General features: G+C 69.5%; 16 protein-coding genes and 1 pseudogene. 9 read left to right on the top strand and 8 right to left on the bottom strand.

Annotation, left to right across the window (positions count from 1 at the left end; all coding sequences use genetic code 11):
- Positions 1-138 precede the first annotated feature (138 nt).
- Entirely contained in the window at positions 139-291 is a 153-nt protein-coding gene (locus tag ACFXHE_RS37515; protein ID WP_379389455.1) for a hypothetical protein, read from the top strand.
- Here the strand turns inward: ACFXHE_RS37515 and ACFXHE_RS37520 are convergent.
- From ACFXHE_RS37520 to argC, 7 genes are all read right to left on the bottom strand, one after another.
- The gene (locus ACFXHE_RS37520) at positions 284-985 is read right to left on the bottom strand and encodes a hypothetical protein (protein WP_379389457.1); all 702 of its coding nucleotides are present in this window, start codon (positions 983-985) and stop codon (positions 284-286) included. The two genes, ACFXHE_RS37515 and ACFXHE_RS37520, sit on opposite strands and share 8 nt — an antisense overlap.
- Positions 986-1,075: 90 nt before the next feature.
- Positions 1,076-1,573, bottom strand: a complete 498-nt coding sequence (locus ACFXHE_RS37525; protein WP_379389542.1) for an arginine repressor — start codon at positions 1,571-1,573, stop codon at positions 1,076-1,078.
- A 29-nt stretch (positions 1,574-1,602) separates the two neighbouring features.
- Positions 1,603-2,547, bottom strand: coding sequence for an ornithine carbamoyltransferase (argF, locus tag ACFXHE_RS37530; protein ID WP_379389459.1), 945 nt, complete (start codon positions 2,545-2,547; stop codon positions 1,603-1,605).
- Positions 2,544-3,737 (bottom strand): acetylornithine transaminase, encoded by a 1,194-nt coding sequence (locus ACFXHE_RS37535; protein WP_379389461.1) that lies wholly within the window; start codon positions 3,735-3,737, stop codon positions 2,544-2,546. Before ACFXHE_RS37535 ends, argF begins: the two co-directional genes overlap by 4 nt.
- Positions 3,734-4,633 (bottom strand): acetylglutamate kinase, encoded by a 900-nt coding sequence (gene argB / locus ACFXHE_RS37540; protein ID WP_379389463.1) that lies wholly within the window; start codon positions 4,631-4,633, stop codon positions 3,734-3,736. Before argB ends, ACFXHE_RS37535 begins: the two co-directional genes overlap by 4 nt.
- On the bottom strand, positions 4,630-5,838 hold the full coding sequence (argJ, locus tag ACFXHE_RS37545) for a bifunctional glutamate N-acetyltransferase/amino-acid acetyltransferase ArgJ (RefSeq protein WP_379389465.1): 1,209 nt from the start codon (positions 5,836-5,838) through the stop codon (positions 4,630-4,632). Before argJ ends, argB begins: the two co-directional genes overlap by 4 nt.
- On the bottom strand, positions 5,835-6,896 hold the full coding sequence (gene argC / locus ACFXHE_RS37550; RefSeq protein ID WP_379389467.1) for an N-acetyl-gamma-glutamyl-phosphate reductase: 1,062 nt from the start codon (positions 6,894-6,896) through the stop codon (positions 5,835-5,837). Before argC ends, argJ begins: the two co-directional genes overlap by 4 nt.
- 13 nt (positions 6,897-6,909) lie before the next feature.
- On the opposite strand from argC, the gene ACFXHE_RS37555 reads away from it, so the two are divergent.
- Entirely contained in the window at positions 6,910-8,718 is a 1,809-nt protein-coding gene (locus ACFXHE_RS37555) for an LCP family protein (protein WP_379389469.1), read from the top strand.
- 55 nt (positions 8,719-8,773) lie between these two features.
- Here the strand turns inward: ACFXHE_RS37555 and ACFXHE_RS37560 are convergent, their stop codons facing one another.
- Positions 8,774-9,652 carry an RNA polymerase sigma-70 factor gene (locus tag ACFXHE_RS37560; RefSeq protein WP_379389544.1) on the bottom strand — a complete coding sequence of 293 codons (879 nt, stop codon included), beginning with the start codon at positions 9,650-9,652 and terminating at the stop codon, positions 8,774-8,776.
- Between the two features lie 146 nt (positions 9,653-9,798).
- Here ACFXHE_RS37560 and ACFXHE_RS37565 point away from each other — a divergent pair, with 146 nt between their 5' ends.
- The 7 genes and pseudogenes from ACFXHE_RS37565 to ACFXHE_RS37595 all read left to right on the top strand — a co-directional run bounded on the left by ACFXHE_RS37565 (position 9,799) and on the right by ACFXHE_RS37595 (position 15,461).
- The gene (locus tag ACFXHE_RS37565) at positions 9,799-10,317 is read left to right on the top strand and encodes a nitroreductase/quinone reductase family protein (protein WP_379389471.1); all 519 of its coding nucleotides are present in this window, start codon (positions 9,799-9,801) and stop codon (positions 10,315-10,317) included.
- Between the two features lie 94 nt (positions 10,318-10,411).
- Positions 10,412-10,942, top strand: coding sequence for a TetR/AcrR family transcriptional regulator (locus ACFXHE_RS37570; RefSeq protein WP_379389473.1), 531 nt, complete (start codon positions 10,412-10,414; stop codon positions 10,940-10,942).
- Positions 10,897-11,589: pseudogene (locus ACFXHE_RS37575) on the top strand (SDR family NAD(P)-dependent oxidoreductase); the annotation flags it as partial. The gene ACFXHE_RS37570 and the pseudogene ACFXHE_RS37575, both read left to right, overlap by 46 nt.
- A complete protein-coding gene (locus ACFXHE_RS37580) occupies positions 11,579-12,175 on the top strand; it encodes an AMP-binding protein (protein ID WP_379389475.1) in 597 nt (198 codons plus the stop codon). The pseudogene ACFXHE_RS37575 and the gene ACFXHE_RS37580, both read left to right, overlap by 11 nt.
- 186 nt (positions 12,176-12,361) lie before the next feature.
- A complete protein-coding gene (locus tag ACFXHE_RS37585; protein WP_379389477.1) occupies positions 12,362-12,811 on the top strand; it encodes a hypothetical protein in 450 nt (149 codons plus the stop codon).
- Between the two features lie 189 nt (positions 12,812-13,000).
- Positions 13,001-13,741 carry an alpha/beta hydrolase gene (locus ACFXHE_RS37590; RefSeq protein WP_379389546.1) on the top strand — a complete coding sequence of 247 codons (741 nt, stop codon included), beginning with the start codon at positions 13,001-13,003 and terminating at the stop codon, positions 13,739-13,741.
- A 160-nt stretch (positions 13,742-13,901) separates the two neighbouring features.
- Positions 13,902-15,461, top strand: coding sequence for an FAD-dependent monooxygenase (locus ACFXHE_RS37595; protein ID WP_379389479.1), 1,560 nt, complete (start codon positions 13,902-13,904; stop codon positions 15,459-15,461).
- Positions 15,462-15,531 lie beyond the last annotated feature (70 nt).

Genomic DNA, 15,531 nt, shown 5'->3' on the forward strand with positions numbered 1-15,531 from the left:
TCACCCCTCAGAGCGGCCAGTCGGCACCGAATCCGGCAAATGCCCGAAACCCACCCTTCGATGCGATTCACGATCACGGCGTACGCCGCTGTGCCACGCTGGAAGTCGACACTTCCGGGTCAACCGAAGGATTCCGCCATGTTCTCGACACTCGCTCAGATCGTAGGCACCCTCGGCCGCGACATCCTGTCCATCGGAGGAGCGGCACTGCAGCTCGTCCAGGATCTCATCTCCTCCGGCGCACAGGGCCAGGGCGGCGCGGTTCCGCCCGGCCAGTACCCGTTCAACTGATCTCGATCGGCATCAGCACCCCGTCGGTGGCGGCATCCTCGCGATGCTGCCACCGATTTCTCTGTCCGCGAGGCTTTCCCCGGTGAGCATCGCGCACGCAGTAGCCCGCATCGTCGGCGAGCCGCACAACCTGGGGCTCACGCACCGGCAGGCGCAATCCGGCGCGATCCAGGCCACGCGGGTCGGGTGGGCGCAGGCGGGCGGCGCGGCCGCCGGGCTCCAGGGGTGGGGTGGGCGGCTGCGGGGGTCGGTCCGGCAGCCGAACCGGTTGCGGCACAGTGATATCCGACCAGGTGATCACGGTCTGGCGTTCGGCGCGGAAGAGCAGGCCGCCGCGAATCCAGTGCGAGGCCAGGATCCGCCCGGAGAGCGCGACCTCGAGGACGGTGAAGCGGCCGCCGTAGGGTTCCGGTGCGGCTTCGGATACGGCGTGGAAACCGCAGCTGCAGTCCTCGTCCGGCACCGCGTGACTCCGGCCGCGCCGGCACTCGGCGATCGCGTCACGCGGGTAGGGCGCGCCGCCGGTCGCCGGAATGAACCGATCCCCGTCGATGTGCCGGGCCACCTTGCGGGCCATGACCACCCAGACCCCGTCGTCGGTCCGGCGCAGGCTGGGCCGGACCACCTCGGGAACGTGAGGCCGCTCCCGCGTCCCGGCTTCGAAGGATCCGATCAGTCCATAGCCTTCGCACATGTGCGTTCCTTGCTCGGGGATGTCCTTCCTACCGAGCGTACGCCCGCACTCGCACCCCAATACCGCAATTATCCTGCGGCACAGTCCGATTCAGGCCAGCTGTTCGATCTTGGCAGCCAGTTCCGCGCCGGTCATGGGCTCGCGGGCGATGACGGCGATGGTGTCGTCGCCCGCGATGGTGCCGACCACCTCGGGCAGGGCAGCGCGGTCGAGGGCGCTGGCCAGGAAGTGCGCGGCGCCCGGCGGGGTGCGCAGGACGGCGATATTGCCGCTGGCGTCGGTGGAGACCAGCAGGTCGCCGAGCAGTTTCGAGAGGCGTTCGGTGCCGCCGGTGACGCCACGGACGGGGCTGCCGTCCTCGGGGACCACGTACACGCCGGCGCCGCCGTCGGCCGCGCGGAGCTTGACCGCGCCGAGTTCGTCGAGGTCGCGGGACAGTGTCGCCTGGGTGGTCTCGATGCCCTCGGAGGAGAGCAACACGGCCAGTTCCGACTGGCTGCGCACCTCGTGCTGGGAGAGGATGGCGACGATGCGGGCCTGCCGGCCGGCGCGGGTGCGGGCGATGGCCGCACCGGACTTGCTCGACACCGGCGCGGCCGTGCGACGTTCGCCGCTGCTCACCTCTCGCCTCGCTGGTATCGCTCCAGCAGCCACACCAGCAGCGCCTTCTGCGCGTGCAGGCGGTTCTCGGCCTCGTCCCAGACCGCGCTGTGCGGGCCGTCGATGACCTCGTCGGTGATCTCCTCACCGCGGTGCGCCGGAAGGCAGTGCAGCACGGTCACATCCGCGGCCGCTCGGGCCAGCAGCCCGGCATTGACCTGGAAGGGGCGGAACGGGGCGACCCGGTCGCGGCCGTCGTTCTCCTGGCCCATGGAGGTCCAGGCGTCGGTGACCAGCGCGTCCGCGCCCTCGGACGCGGCCTGCGGGTCGTGGGTGATGGTGATGGTCGCGCCGGTCTCGGCGGCCCGCTTCTGGGCGGCGTCGACGATCCAGCCGAACGGCTCGAAACCCTCGGGGGCGGCGATGGTCACGTTCATGCCCGCGGTGACGCCGCCGAGCATGAGCGAGTGCGCCATATTGTTCGCGCCGTCGCCGAGATAGGTGAGGTTGCGGCCGCTCAGGTCGGAGCCCTTGCGCTCCTTCAGCGTCTGCAGATCCGCCAGCACCTGGCAGGGGTGGAACTCGTTGGACAGCGCATTGACGACGGGAACCGTTGCGGCGCCGGCCATCTCGTCCAGGCGTGCCTGCTCGAAGGTGCGCCAGACGATGGCGTCCACATACCGAGACAGCACGCGGCCGGTGTCGGCGAGGGTCTCCTCGCGTCCCAGCTGGGTGTCGCGGCCGTCGACCACGACGGCGTGCCCGCCGAGCTGGGCGATGCCCATCTCGAAGGAGAACCGGGTGCGGGTGGAGTTCTTCTCGAACATGACCGCGACGCCGCGCGGGCCCTCCAGCGGCCGCCGCGACTGCGGTGCGGCCTTCAGTTCCGCTGCCAGCGCGAGGATCTCGGCCTGCTCGGCGGGGGTGACGTCGTCGTCACGCAGGAAATGCCGGATGGTCACTTGTTCTCCTTCTGGGCCTGGGCGGCATCGAGGATGCCGGGCAGGTCGGACAGGAAGTTCTCCGCCTGGGTCTCGGTGAGCACCAGGGGCGGAGCGAGGCGAATCACATTGGGCTTGGCCGGATTCAGCAGGTACCCGGCCTCCCGGGCGGCCAGCTCCACGTCCGTGGAGGCATCGGCGGTCAGCTGGATGCCGATGAGCAGACCGGCACCGCGCACGTGGTCGACCAGCGGGTGGCCGAGGTTCTCGATCCCGTCGACGAGGATCTTGCCCACCGTCTCCACGTGCGAGAGCAGGCCGTCTTCGTCGATGGTCCGCAGCACGGCCAGTGCCGCCGCCGCGCACACCGGATTGCCGCCGAAGGTGGTGCCGTGCATGCCCGGCTGCAGCAGCTCCGCGGCCGGGCCCTGAGCCAGCACGGCGCCGATGGGCAGGCCGCCGCCCAGGCCCTTGGCCAGGGTGATGACATCGGGCACGATGCCCGCGGCCTGGTGCGCGTAGAACGCGCCGGTGCGGCCGATGCCGGTCTGCACCTCGTCCAGGATCAGCAGCGCGCCTTGCTCTTTGGTGATGGCGCGGGCCTTGGCCAGGTAGTCGGCCGGGGGCACCACGACGCCGCTCTCCCCCATGATGGGTTCCAGGAACACCGCGGCGGTGTCCTTGTCGACGGCGGCGGCCAGCGCCAGCACGTCGCCGTAGGGCACGTGGATGACGCCGGGCGGCATGGGCTCGAACGGTTCCCGCTTCGAGGGCTGGCCGGTCAGTGCTAGCGCGCCCATGGTGCGGCCGTGGAATGCCTCCTCGCAGGCGATGATCTTCCGGCGCCCGGTGAGCCGCGCCATCTTGAAGGCGGCCTCGTTGGCCTCGGTGCCGGAGTTGCAGAAGAACGCCTTGCCGTGCCCGTCGCCGAAGTGCGCGAGCAGCCGCTCGGCCAGCTCGATGACCGGTTCGCTGGCATACAGATTCGAGACGTGGCCCAGGGTGCCGAGCTGCTGGGTGACCGCGGACAGGATGGCCGGGTGCGCGTGGCCGAGGCTGTTGACCGCGATGCCGCCCAGGAAGTCGAGGTAGCGCTTGCCGTCGGCGTCGTAGACGACCGCGCCGGCGCCGCGCACCAGCGCCACCTTGGGGGTGCCGTAGTTGTTCATCAGCGCGGTGGTCCACCGCTGCTGGATGTCGGCTGTGCTCATGAGATCTCCTGTGCGGGGGTGACCATCGTGCCGATGCCTTCCCCGGTGAACAGTTCCAGCAGGACCGAGTGGGCGACGCGCCCGTCGATCACGTGCGCGGTCGGGACGCCGCCCGCCACGGCGCGCAGGCAGGCTTCCATCTTGGGCACCATGCCCTCATCCAGCGACGGCAGCAACTTGGCCAGCTCGTCGGTGTCGATGCGGCTGGTCAGCGAGGACCGGTCGGGCCAATTCGTGTACAGGCCCTCGACATCGGTGAGGATGACCAGCTTCTCCGCGCCGATGCCCTGGGCCAGCGCGGCCGCCGCGGTGTCGGCATTGATGTTGTGCACCACGCCGTCGGCGTCCGGGGCGATGGTGGAGACCACCGGAATCCGGCCCGCCGCAATGAGATCCAGCACAGCGTCGGGATTCACCTCGGTGACGTCGCCGACCAGGCCTATATCGGTGGCCGCACCGTCGACCTGCACGGTACGGCGGGTGGCGGTGAACAGCCGGGCGTCCTCGCCGGAGATGCCGACCGCGTACGGGCCGTGGGCATTGATGAGCCCCACCAGCTCCCGGCCGACCTGACCGAACAGCACCATGCGCACGACGTCCATGACCTCGGGCGTGGTGACGCGGAAGCCGCCGCGGAATTCGCCCGTCATGCCGAGCTTCTTCAGCATGGCGCTGATCTGCGGGCCGCCGCCGTGCACCACCACCGGGTGCACGCCGACGGTGCGCAGGAACGCCATGTCGGCCGCGAAGGCGCGCTTGAGCTCGTCGTCGATCATGGCGTTGCCGCCGTACTTCACGACCACGATCTTGTCGCGGAACTTCTGCAGCCACGGCAGCGCGTCGGCGAGGATGTGCGCCTTGTCGAGGGCCGAAAGCTGTTTCACCACATCGCTCATGAGCTGTAGGCCGAGTTCTCTTCGACGTAGCCGTGCGAGAGGTCGGTGGTGCGGACGGTGGCCGCGCCGTCGCCCAGACCCAGCTCCACCAGGACCTGGATGTCGGGGCCGGACAGGTCGACCTCGCGGGCGCCCGGCGCGCCCGCGCCGTCGATGCACACCGGAGATCCGTTGAACGACACCGAGACCCGGTTCGGATCCAGTTCGATGGGCGCGATGCCGATGGACGCCAGCACCCGGCCCCAGTTCGGGTCGGAACCGAAGAAGGCGGTCTTGACCAGGCTGTCGCGGGCCAGCGCTCGCGCTCCGATGAGCGCTTCCTCTTCGCTGACCGCGCCCTGCACGGTGATGTGCACGCGCTTGGTGACGCCCTCGGCGTCGGACATGAGCTGCTCGGCCAGGTCGTCGCAGACCGCGAGCACGGCCGCGTTCAGATCCGCCTGGCTGGGGGTGACGCCCGAGGCGCCGTTGGCCAGCAGCAGCACGGTGTCGTTGGTGGAGCAGGAGCCGTCCACGTCGAGCCGGTCGAAGGTGTACTTCGTGGCATTGCGCAACGCCTCGTCCAGCTGCTGCGGGGTGGCGACCACATCGGTGGTGAGCACCACTAGCATGGTGGCCAGCGACGGCGCGAGCATGCCCGCACCCTTGGCCATGCCGCCCACGTTCCACTTGTCCCGGTGGTGGAAGGCGGTTTCCTTCGGCACGGTGTCGGTGGTCATGATGGCCCGCGCGGCCTCGGCGCCGCCGGACAGGCCGCCGCCCATCTCGTGCACGATCTCGGTGACGGCCGGGATGAGTTTGTCCATGGGCAGCCGGTCGCCGATCAAACCGGTGGAGCAGACCGCGATCTCGCCCGCGCCGGTCTCGGTTCCCCAGTTGCTCAACGCCTTTGCCAGTTCCTCGGCGGTGGCGTGGGTGTCCTGGAAGCCGCCCGGGCCGGTGCACGCGTTGGCGCCACCGGAATTCAGGATGACCGCGCGCAGCCGGCCGCCGGTCAGCACCTGCTGCGACCACAGCACCGGCGCGGCCTTGACCTTGTTGCGGGTGAACACGCCGGCGGCCGCGTACTCCGGGCCCTCGTTGAACACCAGCGCCAGGTCCGGCTTGCCGCTCTTCTTGATGCCGGCGGCGATGCCCGCGGCCCGGAAGCCCAGCGGTGCGGTGACGCCCTGGGTCCGCACCAGCTTGCCGTTGTCGATCGTCACGGTGCCACTCCTACGGTGGAAAGTCCTGCGGTCTCGTCGATTCCGAGAGCCAGATTCATCGATTGCACCGCGGCGCCCGCGGTGCCCTTGGTCAGGTTGTCGATCGCGCCGATGACCACCAGCAGCCCGGCGTCGGTGTCCACGGTGACCTGGAGGGTGACGGCATTGGAGCCGAGCACCGAACCGGTCTGCGGCAGTACGCCTTCCGGCAGCAGGTGCACGAAAGGCTCGTCGGCGTAGGCCTTCTCGTAGACGGCGCGGGCGGTCGCGGCGTCCACGGTGGTGGGGGCGGTGCAGGTGGCCAGGATGCCGCGCGGCAGCGGGGCCAGCACCGGGGTGAACGACACGCTCACGTCGGCGCCGGATCCGGTGGCGGCCTTCAGGTTCTGCACGATCTCGGGGGTGTGCCGGTGCGCGCCCGCGATGCCGTAGGCCCGCAGCGAGCCCATCACCTCCGAGCCCAGCAGGCCCACATCGAGTTTGCGGCCCGCGCCCGACGTGCCGCTCACCGCAACCACATTCACGCGCGGTTCGATGATCCCGGCCGCGACGGCCGGCGCCAGCGCCAGGCTCGACACGGTCGGGTAGCAGCCGGGGACGGCGATCCGGGTGGCGCCGCGCAGCTTCTCGCGCCCGCCGGGCAGCTCGGGCAACCCGTAGGGCCAGCTGCCGGCGTGCGGGGTGCCGTAATACTTCTCCCACGCCGCCGGATCGGTCAGCCGGAAGTCGGCGCCGCAGTCGATGATGATCGTGGATTCCGGCAACGCCGTGGCGATCGCCGCGGACTGCCCGTGCGGCAGGCCCAGGAAGACCACATCGTGGCCGGAGAGCTCCTCGACGGTGGTGGGCGCGAGCACCCGATCGGCCAGCGGCAGCAGATGTGGCTGCAGCTCACCCAGGGTGGTACCGGCATTGGACCCCGCGGTCAGCGCCCCGATCTCGAGGCGCCCGCTTCGGTAGGCTGGATGACCGAGCAGCAGGCGCAGGACTTCACCGCCCGCGTACCCGCTCGCACCAGCTACCGCGACCCGCAGGGGCCCGTTCGAGGTATCCACCATGTGATGATTATGCATGACTGTGCAAGCTCATTCACAACCGGGCGGAAATCTGACAGAGAGCGCCGCTTACGGCACACTCGACAGCGCCATGTACGACGACGCCACCCAACCGTTGCCGGTCGTCGGCCCCCAGCCGGGCCGCACCCGCCGGGCACCGGAGACGCCAAACCCGACTCCCCGCCGTTCCCGGCGTGCCGAGGCGGACTCCACCAGCCGGCGCGCGGACAAGCGGCGCACCGCTGGTAAGCGTGATGACACCGATGGCAAGCGCGATCGCAGCGGCGGCAAGCCCGAGCGCACCGCGGCCCAGCGCGAGCGCGACAAGCGCCTGCGCCTCGCCGGACGCGGCATCACGGCCCTTGTAGCCGCGGGTGTGATCGGCGTAACAGGTCTGGTCTGGTACGGCCGCAACGACTTCGATTCCGGCTTCGTCCGCTCGGGCGCGATCGCGCCGGAGGACGTCAATCTCGACGGCGACATCAATATGCTGCTGATCGGCCTGGACACCCGGAAAGACCTGAACGGCAACGATCTACCCAAGGAGATCCTCGACCAGCTGCACGCCGGTGACGGCTCGGAGGGCGGCTACAACGCCAATTCGCTGATCCTGGTGCACATTCCGAAGGATCTGAAGCACATCATCGCGTTCTCCATCCCGCGCGACGACTACGTTCCGGTGCAGGGCATTCCGGGTTACGACCACGCCAAGATCAAGGAGTCCTACGGCCTCAAGAAGTACACGGTCGAGGAGAAGCTCAAGGCGAAGGGCATGGCCGACGGGCCCGACCTGGAGCGTCAGGGCCGGGAAGCGGGACGCGCCAGCATCGTTCAGACTGTGAAAGCGCTCACAGGCGTGCCCATCAACCGGTTCGCGGAGATCTCCCTGGCCGGCTTCTACGACCTCGCGACCGCGCTCGGCGGCGTCGACGTGTGCCTCAATCACGCCGTGGACGACAGCTACTACTCCGGCGCGCAGTTCCCCGCCGGACCCCAGCACCTGGACGGCTCCGACGCGCTGGCGTTCGTGCGGCAGCGGCACGGGCTGGAGAACGGCGACCTCGACCGCACCCACCGGCAGCAGGCATTCCTGACCTCGGTGGCCAATTCCATGAAGAGCTCGGGCACGCTGGCCAACCCGGGCCGGCTCAAGGCGCTGATGGATGTGGCGCACAAGGACGTGGTGCTGTCGGACGGCTGGAGCCTCACCGATTTCGCCACCACGCTGGGCCGCGCGGAGAACCCGACAGTGGAGTTCCGCACGCTGCCGGTGCTGCGCTACGACACGGTCGACGGCCAGGACGTGAACGTCATCGATCCGGTGGCGATCAAGAAGACGGTGCGCGAGGCGTTCGGCGTCTCCACCCCGGCTGCGCCCAGCGCGCCGGCCACCACGCCCACCTCGACGCTGGACGTGGCCAATGCCAGCGGCACGCCCGGCCAGGCCGCCAAGGTGTCGAAGTTGCTGACCGCCAAGGGATTCCCGGCCGGTGACGTCGCCAACGCCACCTACGCCGACGGCACCACCTCGACCGTCTACTACGGCACCGGCGCCGATACCGACGCCAAACAGCTGTCGGAGATGTTCGGCGGGATCCCGGTGAGCCCGTCCACCGAGGTGTCCAGCGGGCACGTGAAGCTGGTCGTCGGCGCGGATCTCGAGATTCCGGCGTCGCTGGACCCGACCGCCGCCACCACCAGCCCGACCACCACCGCGGGCGGCTCCTCGACCAGCGCCGCGGCCACCGACACCACCACGGACGCACCCGATTCCGGCAAGCCCGTCACCACCCAGATCGGTTCGAAGATCCCCTGCGTGAACTGATCCACCTGCGGCCGGTCGCCGAAATCCCCAGTCACACAACGGTTCAGCGGCCGGGTCACCGTTCCAGGGCGCGGGTCAGTTCAGCGGTCCCCAGCTTGTCCGGGTTGCGGATGGCGTACAGACCGGTGATGCGGTCGCCGGAGGTCTCGATCAACTCGACGGTGTCGAGGCGTCCGTCGGCGGTGCGCAGCAGCAGGGCGGGCAGTGCGTTGTAGGTGCCGACCTCGACGGTCATGTCCGCCATGGCTTTCCGGCTCAGCCCGATCAGATAGTGCGCGACACGCTCCGCGCCGATGACCGGGCGGCGCGCCGCACTCACCTTGCCGCCGCCGTCGGAGATCTGGACGACATCGGGGGCCAGCACATCCATGAGGGTCTGCAGATCACCGGTTTGCGTGGCCCGCAGGAACCGGTCGATCACCTCGCGGCTGGTCTCGGAGTCGGGTTCGAAGCGCTTGCGCCGGGACCGCACGTGCGCGCGGGCCCGATGCGCGATCTGACGCACGGTGGCATCGGATTTGCCGACCATGCCGGCGATGTCGACGAGGCTGTGGCCGAACACCTCCGACAGCACGAACACGGCGCGTTCGGTGGGTCCGAGGGTCTCGAGCACCAGCAGCATGGCCATCGAGACCGATTCGGCCAGCAGCACATCGTGACTGGCGTCGGATTCGGTGCGGATGGGCTCGGGCAGCCAGCTGCCGATGTAGTCCTCGCGGCGGCGGCGCACGGCACGCAGGTGGTTGAGCGACTGCCGGGTGACGATGGTGGTGAGGTAGGCGCGCGGATGCTCGATCCGCGCCGGATCGGTCTCGCGCCAGCGAAGATAGCTGTCCTGCAACACATCCTCGGCGTCGGCGGCGCTGCCGAGCAGCTCGTAGGCGATGGTGAACAGCAGCGGCCGCAGCCGATCGAACGCGTCCACCCCGCTCATCGGTCCGGTGTCAGCGCCGATGCTCATATCCGAAGCCTAATCACGAAGCGGGCGAGCACGACACCATCCTTCAGGAGCCACTACGTCAACTCACTGGACACCATGTACATTGAGCCCGTACGACCGCCGACCCGAGGGGACCCCCAATGCCCGGCACCGATTCCGGCCCGCTGACCCTGGCGGGTCGCTTCAACTACTACTCCAGCACCCACCTCGGCGCGGTCGCCCGCTTCTACGCCCGCCTGCACCGCCGCCTCTTCGACCGCTTCGGCGGCACCCGCTTCGCCACCCTCTTCGGCCACCCGGTCCTCGAATTGACCGTCCCTGGCCGCAAATCCGGCCAACCCCGCCCCGTCATGCTCATGCTGGTCCGCTCCGGCGACACCCTCCTGGTCTGCGGCTCCAACGGCGGCAACCCCGGCGCCCCCAACTGGTGGAAAAACCTCCTGGCCGCCGACCACGCCGAGGTCCGCATCGGCCGCGAAACCTTCCCGGTCACCACCCGCGTAGTCACCGACGACACCGAATACGCCACCCACTGGCAAACCCTCACCGCCGCCTACCCCCACTTCACCACCTACCGAGCCCTCAGCCCCCGCCACTTCCCCATCGCCGTCCTCGCCCGCGCCGACGCCCGAACCAACGACCTGGGCGGTAACGGCTGATAATCAGTTCTTGAATCTGGTTCAAAAAGTTGGCTGGGCTGCGGGGGTAGCCGAAGTTGAACGGGGTTCAAAAAGTGGGGCCCGGGCGGTTCAGGTGAATCGGCGGGGGCGGGAGTCTCGGGCGGCGTTGCTGGAGGCGGGGCGGAGGGCGTTCTCGGACCGGCGCTACGAGGAGGTGTCGATCGCGGAGATCGCGGCGGCGGCGGGGGCCGCTGTGGGGTCGATCGGATATCACTTCGGGGGGAAGTACGAGTTGTATCTGGCGGTGCACGAGGCCGTGTTCGAGGACTTCTGGGATCGGCTGCAGGAGTTGCGGGGGTCCGCGATGGAGCGGCTGACGCTGGGGTTCGGGATCTATCTGGATTTCGTGCAGCAGCACGGGACCGCGCTGATCATGACGCCGCGCGCGGGGGCCGACGAGCGGTTGCTGGCGCAGCACGAGCGGCATCGGGACCGGCTGGTGGCGGCGCTGCTCACCGAAATCGTCTCCGCGGGTGAGAGTTCCGCCATCCGGATCGCCATGGACGGGTGGCTGGCTTTCGTGGAGGGCGCCACGGCGCGCTGGCTCACCGAGCCGGAGCCGGATCGCGCTCAGCTGCAGAGCCTGGTGCTCGCCGCCGCCTGAATCTGGCCGAGCCGGAATCGATCTCGGCCTTCGCCGAGGACATTCTCGCCCGCTTCGACCATGTCGACTATCTGATTCACAACGCGGGCAAGTCATTACGCCGCTCGATCCACCTGTCCTACGACCGGCCGAAGGATCTCACCGCCACCTCGACCGCCAACTACCTCGGCCCGATCAGCCTCACGCTGGCCCTGCTGCCGAGCATGCGGGCGCGCCGCAGCGGCCACATCGTGAACATCTCCACGGTCGGCGTGCTCTTTCCGGTGGTCCCGAAGTGGGGTTTCTACCTGTCCTCCAAGGCCGCCTTCGATGTGTGGATGCGCGCGGTGGGTATGGAGGCGCGGCCGGACGGGGTCACCCTCACCACCATCTACGCCGGGCTCATGCACACCCGGATGAGCGCGCCCAGCCGCTGGATGTCCGCGATGCCGGGCCAGTCCCCCGCCGAGGCCGCCACGGGCGTGGCGCGGGCGCTGATCACCAAGCCGCGCATGATGATTCCCGCCTACGGGTATGCGACCTCGATACTCACCCCGATCCTGCGCGTGCCACTGGAGATCGCCTTCACCGCCGTCTACCAGCGGCTCGGCGACACCGACGCCGCTCTCCGCGCGGTGCACGGTAAGGGCACTGGCGATGCGCACTAGTACGCTCTTCGATTGGGGCACGGCCCTTTCCGCGATCACCACCTCCGGCGCACTGCACCCGATCGGCCCGGCGGCCGCGGTGTCGATCGCCCGCGGGTACCACGCCTACGGCCCGTCACTGGGTCTGCTCATCGCCGTCTCCGCGGCCCGCCACCCCGATCGGATCGCCCTGATCGACGAATCCGGCGCGGTCACCTACCGCGAGCTCATGCGCCGCTCCGAAGCCTTTGCCGCAGCGCTGCATTCGCTCACGCCGGACCTGCGCACCGTGGGCATCCTGTGCCGCGATCACCGCGGTTTCGTCGATGCGGTGATCGCGGGCAGCCGTCTGGGCTGCGAGCTGGTCTTCCTCAATACCGAACTCCCGCCGCCCTGGCCCGCATCCTGGAACGGCACGCGCCGGACATCCTCGTCCACGATGACGAATTTCTTGCGGCGCTCGCGGAGGTGGGCTACTCCGGCATCCAGGTGCGCGGCTGGCACGACGCCGAGGCCCGATCCGAGCTGCCGACGCTGGATCAGCTTGCCCGGCAACGGCATCCGTCCCCGCCCCCGGCCCGGCAGCCTGCCCGGATCACCCTGCTGACCTCGGGCACCTCCGGCATGGCCAAGGGCGTCGCCCGCAAGATCGGCCTGTGTCCCGCGCTGGAGGCGACCGCCTCGCTGGCCGCCGCCGCACGCCTGTCCGACCGCGATATCGCGCGGTGTCTCCGTACGCATTCTGCGCGCCGACCGCACCCCGGCCGCGGTCGGCGAGACCGGCACGGTCTTCGTGCGCGGCGGCCTGGGCTTCAACGGCTACACCGCCGATCGCGGCGGTTCCGCCCCCATCAAGGAGGTGCGCGACGGCTACGTCAATGTCGGCGATATGGGCCACCTGGACGCGCAGGGCCGCCTCTACATCGACGGCCGCGACGACGAGATGATCGTCTCCGGCGGCGAGAACATCTATCCCCGCGAGGTCGAGAACGCGCTGTCCGAGCATCCCGCCGTCACCGATGTCATCGTGGTCGGCATCGCTGATCCCGAGTACGGCCAGGTGCTGCGGGCCTATCTGGTGACCACCGACGCCGACCCCGGCGACGACGCCCTCAAACAGCACATCCGGACTCGCCTGGAACGCTACAAGGTGCCCAAGCAGTTCGTCCGTCTCCCCGAGCTCCCCCGCAATCCCAGCGGAAAAGTGCTGCGCCACAAGCTCGGCGAGCAGGCCGCCTCGTGACGCGTCGCTTGCGGCCGCCGGTCCGCGTTGGTACCGTGCCGTGGACCGTGACATCGCGAAGGAGGTGAGACCCATGAACGACGTATCGAGGTGGGTGCTCCCCATCGTGGTCGCGGTTGGGCGTACGAAGTAGCTGTCGCCGGGAGCGCCTGTGTTGCAAGGCATTCCGAGAGGCAGAACATCATGCACCTGAACTTCACCGCGGAGACGTCGGAAAACGGCGTCCATGAACGCGATTTCCTCCTGGGCGAGATCACCGGCGTACTGTGGTCGCCCGAATCCGCGTCCGAGAACGCACCCCTGATCCTGCTGGGTCACAGTGGCGGCGTGCACAAGCGCGCCCCGAACCTCGTGACGACGGCGCGTCACTTCGTGACCGAATCCGGTTACCGGGTGGCCGCCATCGACGCCCCGGGGCACGGCGACCGGCCACGCAACGAGCAGGACCAGCGGTGGGCCGACGCGCTGCACGCGGCGCGGGCCGCCGGGGAACCGATGGACTCGATCATCGCCGAATTCAACATGTCCCTGGCCGAGCGGGCCGTGCCGGAGTGGCAGGCCACCTTGGACGCGCTGCAGGCGCTGCCGGAGATCGGCCCGGACGCTCCGGTCGGCTACGGCGGCATCACCCTGGGCACCGTCATCGGCATGATGCTGGTGGCCGTCGAACCCCGCATCCGGGCCGCGACCTTCAACAGCGTCTTCATGTTCGACGCGCTGTTCGAGGCCGCACGCAAGATCACCATCCCCCTCACCCTCCAGGTCGCCTGGAACGATGAGGAAATCGACCGCCGGCCCAGCTTCGACCTGTTCGAGGCGTTCGCGTCGGAGGAGAAGACACTGCTGGCGAATCCGGGCCGGCACAACCAGATGGCCAGGACCCAGCCCGATTTCGCGGCGGCGTTCATGCGCCACCATCTGGGCCAGTAGCCGAAAGAGTCCATCCGGCAACGGATGACGATCGACAAGGGGAAGCGGTGATCCGCTTCCCCTTGTCAACATATATCGCACCCCCGGGCTTGCGGCAAGACCCCCGGTATGCCGCAGAATCGCTGGCCGTAGCCGAAATCCGTGGAATGGAGTAGCGCGAGTGCGTGTGACGAGTGCCGACGTGATCATTGCGGGCGCGGGCCCGACGGGTCTGATGCTGGCCGCCGAACTGCTGGCAGCCGGGGTGCGGCCGGTGGTCCTGGAGCGCAGTCCGGTGCTGCGGACCGTGCCGAAGGCCAATGGATTCAGCGGGCAGATCCTGCAATTGCTGAGCTATCGAGGCGTGCTGGACCGGTTCGAATCGGCCGGCGCGGCGGTCGCCCCCGCCGCGGCCTTCCCGTTCGGCGGACTGCACGTCGACCTGAGCCCGCTGCCCGATCCCCCGCTGCGCGCACTGCACCTCGCGCAGCCGCGACTCGAGCAGCTGCTCGACGAACTGGTGCGCGAGCGCGGTGGCGAGGTTCGGCGCGGGCACACCGTGACCGGGATCGAGCAGGACGACGCCGGGGCCATCGTGGCGGTGTCGGGCCCGGACGGCCCGTACCAACTGACCGCCCACTACGTCGTGGGCTGCGACGGTGCGCGCAGCAAGGTCCGGGAGCTGGCGGGAATCGCCTTCCCCGGCATCACCTATCCGGAGGTCAACCGCCTGGGTCAGGTCGCCGTCGCAGCCGGGGTGACCGTGCTGGACAACGGCGATCTCGACGTCGCCGGGCACGGTGTCGTCCCCGCCGGTTTCACCCGCACCGAGCGCGGCGTGTTCGCGGTCGGCTCGCTCGCCGCCGGCATGCTCATGGTGCAGACCACCGAGGACACCGCCACCGAGACCGATGACAACGAGCCGATGACCCTCGCGGAGCTGAGCGACAGCATCCGCCGCGTCCTGGGCGTCGACCTGCCGCTCGGTGATCCGATCCGGTTGTCCCGCTACCAGTTCCAGGCACGACAGGCCGAAAGCTTCCGCGCCGGAAGGATTCTGGTGGCCGGCGATGCCGCGCACACGTTCCCGGCCACCGGTGTCGGCCTCAACGCGGGCATGCTCGACGCGGTCAACCTGGCCTGGAAGCTGGCCGCGGACATCGACGGCCGGGCCCCGGACGGGCTGCTCGACAGCTACCACGCGGAGCGCTCCTTCGCGGCGGCCCGCACCATGGTGCACACCCAGGCGCAGGCGGCGCTGCGCCGCGGCGACGATCCGGCGGCCGAGGCACTCCGGACACTGTTCCAGGAACTGCTCACCGATGCACCGGCCCTGCAGCGGCTGGGGTCCATGATCGCGGGCGCCGACATCCGCTATCCGCTGCCGAATCCCAACGGGCACCAGCTGACCGGAGCCTTCCTCCCCGATCTGCACCTGCAACCCGGTGTCGCCCAGTCCCTGCACGGCGCCCGCCCGGTGCTGCTCGATCTCGCCGACCGCGCGGACCTGCGCGAGATCGCCGAGCTGTGGGGCGACCGCGTCGACATCCGGACGGCCGCCACCGACAACAGGCCCGCCGATGCCGTCCTGATCCGCCCGGACGCCCATATCGCCTGGGCCGCAACGGTCGGCGAATCCCCCGCCACCGCCGAACCCGGGCTGCGGGACGCACTGACCACCTGGTTCGGCGCACCGACGCGGGTGACTGTCCCGAGCGCGGGAAACACGGTCAGCGACTGACCGGATCGGCCACACCGCTGATCCGTCCGGCCCGAGCCCTCGGCCCGGATCGATTTCCGGCGTTCAATTC

Origin of the sequence: Nocardia sp. NPDC059229 (assembly GCF_042754165.1) — a bacterium.
Classification (GTDB): Bacteria; Actinomycetota; Actinomycetes; order Mycobacteriales; family Mycobacteriaceae; genus Nocardia.